The sequence below is a fragment of the Achromobacter sp. genome (genome assembly GCF_036567245.1).
In the GTDB taxonomy this organism is placed as follows: Bacteria; Pseudomonadota; Gammaproteobacteria; order Burkholderiales; family Burkholderiaceae_B; genus Achromobacter.
The window spans coordinates 1-7,734 of record NZ_DATCUY010000721.1 but is presented as its reverse complement, the minus strand read 5'-3'; the positions used below and the strand labels follow the sequence as shown (position 1 = coordinate 7,734).

The following is a 7,734-nucleotide window of genomic DNA, read 5'->3' as shown; positions in this document are numbered from 1 at the left end:
GGCGGTGCGCGTAACGATGCCCCAGGCCAGCGCGTCGCCGGCAGAGAAGGCGTCGTGGCGCAGCAGCAGGTCCAGCGCGCGCCGGGCGCCCAGCACCCGTGTGAGGCCATGCGTCATGCCGGCGTCAGGCGTGGCCCCAAGCTTGAGATAGGCCGTCATGAAGCGGGCTTCCGTATCGGCGATGGCCAGGTCGCAGGCCAGCACCAGCGACAGGCCCGCGCCCGCGGCGATGCCGTGCACCTGGGCGATCCAGACCTTATCCATGCGGGCGATGCGCGCAATGAAGTCGTTCAGCGGCGTGAACAGGTCCAGCAGCGTGGCCCGCACCTGGGACGGGTCGCCCATGAACATGCTGATGTCGCCGCCGGCGCAGAAAGCCTTGCCGGTGGCGCGTAGCAGCACCGCGCGGATTCCATCGCGTGTTTCCAGCCATTGCGCGGCCCGCTGCAAGTCTTGCGCCATCGCCACGTCGATGGCGTTGAGGGCGTCGGGGCGGTTCAGCGTCACGGTCGCGATTGCGCCGTCGGTCTCCAGAAACAGCGTCTGGAAGACGGGAAGTCCTTGGGTCATGGCGAGTCTCCGTTATCGGGTAAGTACCAGCTGTCGATCCAAAAACCGCGATGCTATGGTCTGAACCGAGCGCTTGCTTGGTTTTCCTTTAAGCACGCTTAGCGTAACGCATAGAACGATTTTCCGGCGCTGTACTGGCGTAGGTAAAGACAGGTTCGTTGCATCTCCTGCCTCGCGGGTTCGCCAGACCGACGTCGATAAAAACTTCGCATGTAAAAGCGAGGAGACAAATGGTGGATCAGTCCGACAGCACTCCCTTGCTGGAGGTGGATGGGGTCACGCTGGCGTTTGGCGGGGTCAAGGCGCTTACGGGCGTGGGCTTTCGCGTGGAGGCCGGGTCCATCACCACGGTCATAGGCCCCAACGGCGCGGGCAAGACCTCGCTGTTCAACACCATTTCCGGCTTCTACCGCCCGGCCTCGGGCCAGATCCGCTTCCAGGGCCGCGACATCACGCGCGTGGCCGCGCCCGAACGTGCCCGGATGGGCCTGGCGCGCAGCTTCCAGAACATTGCGCTGTTCCGCGGCATGACCGTGCTGGACAACATCAAGCTGGGCCGCCACGCCCACCTGCGCACCAATGTGCTGGACGCCTTGCTCTATCTGGGCCGGGCGCGCCGCGAAGAGATGGCGCTGCGCGCCGACATCGAAGAACGCATCATCGATTTCCTGGAGATCGATCACATCCGCCACGCGCCGGTGGCCGCGCTGTCCTATGGCTTGCAGAAGCGCGTGGAGCTGGCGCGGGCGCTGGCGATGAACCCCAAGGTGCTGATGCTGGACGAGCCGGTGGCGGGCATGAACCGCGAAGAGACCGATGACATGGCGCGCTTCATCCTGGATGCGCGCTCCGAATGGGGCGTGACGGTGTTGATGGTGGAGCACGACATGGGCATGGTGATGGACCTGTCGGACCATGTGGTGGTGCTGAACTTCGGCCAGGTGATTGCCGACGGCACGCCGGCCCAGGTGCAGGCGGATCCGCAGGTGATCCAGGCCTACCTGGGCGCAGGCGACGTCGGCGACCTGCGCCGCCGCCTGCGGGAGGCAGCCTGATGGACATGCTGTTCTTCCTGGAGGTTACGCTGGCCGGGCTGGGCAGCGGCGGGCTTTATGCGCTGGCGGCGCTGGCCTTCGTCATCGTCTACAAGGCCACCCGGGTGGTGAACATCGCCATCGGCGAATTCCTGATGTTGGGCGCCTATGTGTTCTACGCCTTCGCCACCGGCATGGAATGGCCGATCTGGCTGGCCATCATCGGCGCGGTGGTGGTGTCGGGCGCGCTGGGCGCGGTGGTCGAAAGGCTGACCATCCGCCCCATGCTGGGCGAGGCGCCGATCTCGGTGTTCATGATCACCGTGGGCCTGGCGTCGATCCTGGTGGGCGCGGTGGAATTGATCTGGACGGCCGACCAGCGCCGGCTGCCGGAATTCATGCCGCGTTCGCCGGTGATGATAGGCGAGGCCTTCGTCGCGCCCAAGGTGTTCTACGGCTTCTGGGTGGCGGTGGTGCTGGCGCTGCTGGTGCTGGCGGTGTTCCGCTACTGGCGCGGCGGGGTGGCGCTGCGGGCCACGGCCTCGGACCAGGGCGCGGCGTATGCCATGGGCATCAACGTGCCGCGCGTGTTCTCGCTGGCATGGGTGGCGGCGGGCGCGCTGGCCGCCGTGTCGGGCGTGATCGTGGGCGCGATCGGCGGCATTTCTTCGTCGATGGGCGTGTTCGGCCTGTCGGTGCTGGTGGTGGTGATCGTAGGCGGACTGGACAGCGTGGCCGGCGCTCTGGTGGGCGGCGTATTCATCGGTCTGCTGGAAGCCTGGGCCGGCGCCTACATGGGCGGCGAATACAAATTGCTGGCCACCTTCATCGTGCTGGTGGTGGTGCTGATGGTCAGGCCTTATGGCCTGTTCGGCACCCGTGAAATCGAGAGGCTCTGACCGATGCGCATCGCGACTGCCAAGCAAACCTATCTTGCCGACGAAGCGCTGTTCGACACCCGCACGCAGAAGGCGTGGCTGGTCTTGCTGGCCGCGTCCCTGGTCATGTTTCCCTTCGTGGCCGACGCCTACTGGCTGTATCTGGCCTGCCTGGTGGCCATCAATGTCGCCAGCGCCACGGGACTGAACATCCTCACGGGCTATACCGGCCTGGTCAGCCTGGGACAAGCGGCCTTCATGGGCCTGGGGGCGTACACGGTCGCGGTGCTGGAGCAGCGGCTGGGCACGCCGGTGCTGCTGAATCTGGTGGCTGGTGGGCTGGTGGCGATGGCGGGCGGCCTGCTGGTCGGCATTCCGTCGCTGCGGGTGAAGGGCCTGTACCTGGCCATTGCCACGATCGCCGCCTCGTTCATCGCGCATTTCATCTTTGCCAACTGGCAGTTCACGGGCGGCACGACGGGGATGCAGGTGCCGCCGGCGCGGGTGCTGGGCGTGGACCTGGATACCTCGTTCAAGATCTATTGGCTGATCGTGCCGGTGACGGCGCTGATGGTGCTGGGCGCGGCCAACCTGTTCCGCACGCGCATCGGGCGCGCCTTCATCGCCATACGCGACCGCGACATTTCGGCCGAGGTGCTGGGCATACGGCTGCTGCGATACAAGCTGCTGTCGTTCGGCCTGTCCTCGTTCTATGCGGGCGTTGCGGGCGGCATGTGGGCCTACTTCTTCCGGGTCGTCACGCCCGAGAGCTTCCCGCTGATCATGTCGATCTTCTTCCTGGCCGCCATCATCGTGGGCGGCATGGGCACGATCCTGGGTTCCATCCTGGGCGCCATCTTCATGACCATGGTGCCGGAACTGCTCAAGCTGATCGTGGGCTGGCTGCCGGTGGGCGGCGACGCGCTGCGCCTGATTTCGCCGGTGCGCACCATTGTTTTTGGCCTGCTGATCGTGGGCTTTCTGATCTTCGAGCCGCACGGGCTCGCGGAAATCTGGCGGCGCGTGCGCCGTTATTTCCACCTCTGGCCCTTCCGCACCTAGCCCATGCGAGGCGAGCGCGGCGGCGGCCATCCATAAGACCCTCAGGAGACTAACCATGAAGCGCATCCGGATCGGCAGCGGTTTATCGAGGTTGTTGGCCCCGCTGGGCCTGGCGGCGGCCCTGTCGGCGGCGCCCGCCGCGCAGGCCGCCGAGGACCTGGTGCTGGGCGGGTCCATTCCGCTGAGCGGGGTGTTCGCCTTCGCGGGGCAGGGCATCCATGCCGGCATTACCGACTACGTGAAGATCGTCAACGACCAGGGCGGCGTGAAGGGGCGCAAGCTGCGCTACGTGCCGGAAGACACGGCCTACAAGGTGGATGCCTCGGTGGCGGCGTTCAAGAAGATCACCAGCCAGAACAAGGTGAACTTCTACTACGGCGATTCGACCGGCTTTTCCAAGACCATCAATGCCGAATTGAACCGCACGGGCGACATCCTGATGACCGGGGCGTCGTTTGCCACGGAACTGAACGATCCGGCCAAGTATCCCGCCCAGTTCATGCTGGGCCCTGATTACACGGAAATGTTCGGCATCCTGCTGCGCTACATCGCCAAGGAACAGCCTGGCGCCAAGGTGGCGTTCGTGTATTCGGACACGGAGTTCGGCCGCGATCCCATCGCCAGCTCGCGCGCCGTGGCCGAAAAGCTCGGGCTGAAGGTCGCGACCGAGATCATGACGCCGCCGGGCAGCGTGGACGTGTCGACCGAGGTGATCAAGCTGCGCCGCGCCGACCCGGACTACACCATCTTCCATGGCTACGTGCTGGCGCCGATTCCCGAGTTCGTGGGGCAGGGCAAGCGCATGGGCCTGAAGACGCGCTACATGGGCACGTTCTGGACCATGGACAACTCCACCGTGATGCAGATGGGCGAGGACGCCGAGGGCTTCATGGGCGTGATGCCGTACCGCTACTACTACGACACCGCGGCTGATGCGCCGATGCTGAAGAAGATCCGCGAGATGCGCCCGACGTACCAGAGCACGGGCTACATGCAGGGTTTCCTGGCGGCGATGTTGTTTACCGAGGTGGCCAAGCGCACGCTGGACGCCGGCAAGGAGCTGACCAGCGCCAACATGAAGGCGGCGCTGGACGGCATCAAGGACTTCGACACGGGCGGCCTGATCGGCGTGCCGATTTCGATCAAGGGCAATTCGATCCCGGTGGGCCGGATCTATCGCGCCGATGTGAAGCAGAAGCAGATGGTGCCGGCCTCCGATTGGATCGTGCTGAAGTGAGGCGGCCGTGAACCCTGGACATGATGCGCAGGCCGCGCCGCCGGCCCCGGCGGTGCTCGATATCAACAATATCGAAGTCGTCTACAACAAGGCGGTGCAGGTGCTGCGCGGCTTGTCCTTGTCGGTGCCCGCCGGCAGCATCGTGGCGCTGCTGGGCAGCAATGGCGCCGGCAAGTCCACCACGCTGAAGGCCGTGTCGGGGCTGCTGGACCTGGAGGACGGCGCGCTGGTGCGCGGGCAGATCGTCTTCAACGGCGGCGACACCGCGGGCGCCAGGCCGCAGAACCTGGTGCGCGCGGGGTTGGCGCACGTGATGGAAGGACGCCGGGTGTTCGAGGATCTGACCGTCGAAGAGAACCTGGTGGCCGCGACCTATGCCTTGACGGGCAGGCCGGGGGCGAAGGTCGATTTCGACCTGGTCTACGGCTATTTCCCGCGTTTGTTCGAGCGCCGTCGCGGCCTGGCCGGCTATCTGTCGGGCGGCGAGCAGCAGATGCTGGCGATCGGCCGCGCGCTGATCGCGCAGCCCAGCCTGATGTTGCTGGACGAGCCTTCGCTGGGCCTGTCGCCGATGCTGGTGGAGAACATCTTCTCCATCATCGCGCGCATCAACCGCGAGCGGGGGGTATCGATGTTGCTGGTGGAGCAAAACGCCTCGGTGGCGCTGGCGGTGGCCCATTACGGCTACATCATGGAAACCGGCAAGGTGGTGATAGACGGCAGCGCCGAGAAGCTGGCTGCGGACCCGGACGTGCGCGAGTTCTACCTGGGGGTGGGCGGCACGGGCGAGGCCCGCGGCTTTCGCGACATCAAGCACTACAAGCGCCGCAAGCGCTGGCTGTCATGATGGATAAGCACATGGATATCTCCGGCGCATCGGCGCAGGCCTGGCCGGCCCTGACGCTGCCGCAGATGCTGCGCGAGCAGGCGCGCCGCCAGCCGATGGCCATCGCCATCCGGCAGAAGGATTTCGGCATCTGGAAGCCCATGACCTGGGCGGAATATTGGAGCCGGGCCTGCCGCGTGGGGCTGGGCCTGCGCGCCCTGGGTCTGAGCGCGGGCGGACGGGTCGCCATCGTCTCCGAGAACCGCGTGGAATGGTTGCTGACCCAGATGGGGGCGGGCGCGGTCGGCGCCGTGGCGGTGGGCGTGTACTCCACCAGCCCGGCCGAGGAAATGGGCTACGTGCTGGAACACGCGGACGTGGAACTGGTGGTGTGCGAGGACCAGGAGCAGACCGACAAGGTGCTTCAGGTGGCCGACAGGCTGCCGCTATTGCGCCGCATCGTCATGATGGAGACCAAGGGCCTGCGCTCCTATGCGCCGGCCGAGCGCGAGCGCATCGTGACCTACGCCGAGATCGAGGCCGAGGGCGCGCGGCGCGAGGCGGCCGAACTGGCCGCGTTGAACGCGGCGCTGGACGGCCAGCGGCTGGACGATACCGGCCTCATGATTTACACGTCCGGCTCCACCGGCAAGCCCAAGGGCGCGATGCTCAGCTACGGCAATATGCGCGGCGTGGCGCCGGGCATTGCCGACCGCGTGGCGATGGACGGCAACAGCGTGCACTTGTCCTACCTGCCGCTGTGCCACGTGGCCGAGCAGATGCTCTCCACCTTCGTGCCCCTTTACCTGGGCGCGCAGGTGAACTTCGGCGAATCGATACGCACGGTGCAGGAAGACCTGCGCGAAGTCGCGCCGACGATCTTCCTGGGCGTGCCGCGCATCTGGGAAAAGCTACACGCCGCCATTTCGATCAAGATGCAGGAAGCGGGGCGCTTGCAGCAATGGCTGTACCGGCGCGCGTTGGCGGCCTGCACGCCGTTCCTGGAGAAATCCCCTGCGCAATACACGCTGCGCGAGCGCTGGACGCGCTGGCTCTGGTACTGGCTGGTGCTGCGCGCCTTGCAGAATTTCATCGGACTGCGGCGGGTGCGCGTGGCGATGACGGGCGCGGCGCCGATCTCGCCGGACGTGGTGCGCTACTTCCGCACGCTGGGCGTGCCGCTGATCGAGGTCTACGGGTTGACGGAGTCGGCGGGCATGATCTTCGGCCAGCATCCGGACCGCGTGAAGGTGGGCACGGTGGGCGAGCCCATCCTCGGTGTGGAATGGCGCATGGGCGATGCCGGCGAGCTGCTGGTGCGCGGCGACATGGTGTTCCAGGGCTACTACAAGAACCCGGAGGCCACCGCCAGCACTGTGCGGGACGGCTGGCTGTACACGGGCGACGTGGTGGCTGAAGAGGCGGGCCGCGTGCGCATCGTCGATCGCCTGAAGGACATCATGATCACGGCGGGCGGCAAGAACCTGACGCCTTCCGAGATCGAGAACGCGGTCAAGGGCAGTCCCTACGTCAAGGAATGCATCGTGATCGCGGACGGCAGGAAGTACGTGTCGGCGCTGATCCAGCTGGAGTTCGACACGGTGGGAAAATGGGCCGAGTCGCGCCGCATTGCGTTCACGCATTTCCGGTCGCTGGCCGAATGCGCCCAGGTGCGCGAGCTGGTGCAGCAAGAGGTCGCACGCGCCAATGCCGGCCTCGCGCCCGTGGCGCAGATCAAGCGCTTCCATCTGCTGACCAAGGAGCTGGACCATGACGACGGCGAAGTGACCGCGACCATGAAGGTCAGGCGCGCCAGCATCTACCGCAGCTATGCGGACGAAATCGAAGCGCTCTACGTTGAGGAGACGACGGCATGAATGAAGCCGTGATCGTGGAGGCCGTGCGCACGCCCTTCGGGCGGCGCGGCGGCTGGTGGGCGGACACGCGGCCGGACACGCTGCTGGCCGAGACGGTGCAGGGTTTGCTGGCGCGAGCCGGGCTGCCGGGCGGCCAGGTCGAGGACCTGATCGCGGGTTGCGTCAGCCAGGCGGGCGAGCAGGGCGCCAATATCGGCAGGCTGGCCGCCATGCTGGCGGGGTTGCCCGAGAGCGTGCCGGGCGTGGCGCT

Annotated in this window: 7 protein-coding genes and 1 pseudogene; 7 read left to right on the top strand and 1 reads right to left on the bottom strand. The window is 66.3% G+C overall.

Features of this window, described 5'->3' with window-relative positions; genetic code table 11:
* The coding region (locus tag VIR09_RS31205) for an enoyl-CoA hydratase/isomerase family protein (protein WP_332016389.1) at window positions 1-570 on the bottom strand (570 nt) is incomplete at its 3' end.
* A gap of 230 nt (window positions 571-800) precedes the next feature.
* Between VIR09_RS31205 and VIR09_RS31200 the strand changes: the two genes are divergently transcribed.
* The 7 genes and pseudogenes from VIR09_RS31200 to VIR09_RS31170 form a co-directional block, all read left to right on the top strand.
* Window positions 801-1,625 carry an ABC transporter ATP-binding protein gene (locus tag VIR09_RS31200; RefSeq protein WP_332016388.1) on the top strand — a complete coding sequence of 275 codons (825 nt, stop codon included), beginning with the start codon at window positions 801-803 and terminating at the stop codon, window positions 1,623-1,625.
* The gene (locus VIR09_RS31195; protein WP_332016387.1) at window positions 1,625-2,503 is read left to right on the top strand and encodes a branched-chain amino acid ABC transporter permease; all 879 of its coding nucleotides are present in this window, start codon (window positions 1,625-1,627) and stop codon (window positions 2,501-2,503) included. Before VIR09_RS31200 ends, VIR09_RS31195 begins: the two co-directional genes overlap by 1 nt.
* Window positions 2,504-2,506: 3 nt before the next feature.
* Window positions 2,507-3,544: a branched-chain amino acid ABC transporter permease gene (locus tag VIR09_RS31190; protein ID WP_332016386.1), complete on the top strand. Its 1,038-nt coding sequence runs from the start codon at window positions 2,507-2,509 to the stop codon at window positions 3,542-3,544.
* A gap of 55 nt (window positions 3,545-3,599) precedes the next feature.
* The gene (locus VIR09_RS31185) at window positions 3,600-4,781 is read left to right on the top strand and encodes an ABC transporter substrate-binding protein (protein WP_332016385.1); all 1,182 of its coding nucleotides are present in this window, start codon (window positions 3,600-3,602) and stop codon (window positions 4,779-4,781) included.
* Between the two features lie 52 nt (window positions 4,782-4,833).
* Entirely contained in the window at window positions 4,834-5,628 is a 795-nt protein-coding gene (locus VIR09_RS31180) for an ABC transporter ATP-binding protein (protein ID WP_332016390.1), read from the top strand.
* Window positions 5,625-7,484, top strand: coding sequence for an AMP-dependent synthetase/ligase (locus VIR09_RS31175; RefSeq protein WP_414639481.1), 1,860 nt, complete (start codon window positions 5,625-5,627; stop codon window positions 7,482-7,484). Before VIR09_RS31180 ends, VIR09_RS31175 begins: the two co-directional genes overlap by 4 nt.
* Window positions 7,481-7,734: pseudogene (locus VIR09_RS31170) on the top strand (steroid 3-ketoacyl-CoA thiolase); the annotation flags it as partial. The gene VIR09_RS31175 and the pseudogene VIR09_RS31170, both read left to right, overlap by 4 nt.

What these genes read in the sequence shown, in the direction of transcription:
- VIR09_RS31200 (WP_332016388.1), top strand. Translation starts at nt 801, where the DNA reads ATGGTGGATCAGTCCGACAGCACTCCCTTGCTGGAGGTGGATGGGGTC.
- VIR09_RS31195 (WP_332016387.1), top strand. Translation starts at nt 1,625, where the DNA reads ATGGACATGCTGTTCTTCCTGGAGGTTACGCTGGCCGGGCTGGGCAGC.
- VIR09_RS31190 (WP_332016386.1), top strand. Translation starts at nt 2,507, where the DNA reads ATGCGCATCGCGACTGCCAAGCAAACCTATCTTGCCGACGAAGCGCTG.
- VIR09_RS31185 (WP_332016385.1), top strand. Translation starts at nt 3,600, where the DNA reads ATGAAGCGCATCCGGATCGGCAGCGGTTTATCGAGGTTGTTGGCCCCG.
- VIR09_RS31175 (WP_414639481.1), top strand. Translation starts at nt 5,625, where the DNA reads ATGATGGATAAGCACATGGATATCTCCGGCGCATCGGCGCAGGCCTGG.